Raw genomic sequence first — 1,228 nt, forward strand, 5'->3', positions numbered from 1 at the left:
TGGCTCTTCGCAATTGAGGGTGTAGCGGTGCGGGTGTGAGGTTGGCGCGTCGGGGCCGGGGACGAGGTCGAGGTCTCCCGAAGATGGAAGTTCCTACACACCCATCCGAAAGACCTGGACGTGCTCCACGCTCCCTTCGGCGGCCCTGACTTCATGATCTTCTGCTGCTTGGGCGAGCTCGGCCTACGCGCCGTCGGCGAATGCCTGGAACTGGACCGGGTGGTCCTGGAATGCCGCGTCGCCGAACCGGACCCGTGGTCCCGGAAATGTGGCGCGCAGGGCGTCGTTCGGGACACTGTCACGCGGGGCCTCGCGGACGAACCGTTCGGCTGGCGGCCCACGATCCTGCTGATCCGGATTCGCCGCTATAGTTGCGCCGGCTGCGGGAAGGTCTGGCGGCACGACACGGCGGCGGCGGCCGAACCGCGAGCGAAGATCTCCCGCCGCGGCCTGCGGTGGGCGGTGGAGGGCCTGGTCGTGGGACACCTCACCGTCGCCCGCGTCGCAGCTGGTCTGGGGGTGTCCTGGCATACCGCGAACGACGCCGTCCTCGCCGAAGGGCGACGGGTGTTGATCGATGACCCGACCCGGTTCGACGGGTCACCACGATCGGGGTCGACGAGTACGTCTGGCGACACACACGCCACGGTGACACGTCCGTCACCGTGATCATCGACCTCACCCCGATCCGCGCAAAGGCGACGCTCTGGATCGCTGCCGCCAACGCATCCAACACGCGACCATGGGTCACCGTAGTCGTTCCGGCGACCCGCTCTACTCGGTCCGGCGCACCCTGCACACCGGGCTGAAGCTGCTCACTGAAAAGCAACGCGCCCGCCTGGAAGCCCTCTTCGCCGCCGAGGAACACGTCGCGGTCGAGATGACCTAGGGGATCTATCAGCGCATGATCGCCGCCTACCGCGACCCCGACCGCGCCGCGGGAAAGACCGCGATGCAGGCCCTGATCACAACGATCAGCAGCGGCGTCCCGACAACACTCGCCGAGCTCATCACCTTGGGCCGCACGATGAAGAAACGAGCCGCAAACATCCTCGCCTACTTCGACCAACCCGGCACCTCGAACGGTCCCACCGAAGCAATCAACGGCCGCCTCGAACACCTCCGCGGCTCCGCCCCGGGCTTCCGCAACCTCACCAACTACATCACCCGCAACCTCCTCAAAACCGGCGGCTTCAGACCCCAACTACACCCTCAATTGCGATGAGCC

1 pseudogene is annotated in these 1,228 nt (G+C 66.7%); it reads left to right on the forward strand.

Features of this window, described 5'->3' with window-relative positions:
- Positions 1 to 153: 153 nt before the first annotated feature.
- Positions 154 to 1,225: pseudogene (locus tag ACH61_RS15505) on the forward strand (transposase).
- The last annotated feature ends 3 nt before the right edge of the window (positions 1,226 to 1,228 follow it).

The sequence above is a fragment of the Rathayibacter tanaceti genome (genome assembly GCF_001634385.1).
GTDB classification, from domain to species: Bacteria; Actinomycetota; Actinomycetes; order Actinomycetales; family Microbacteriaceae; genus Rathayibacter; species Rathayibacter tanaceti.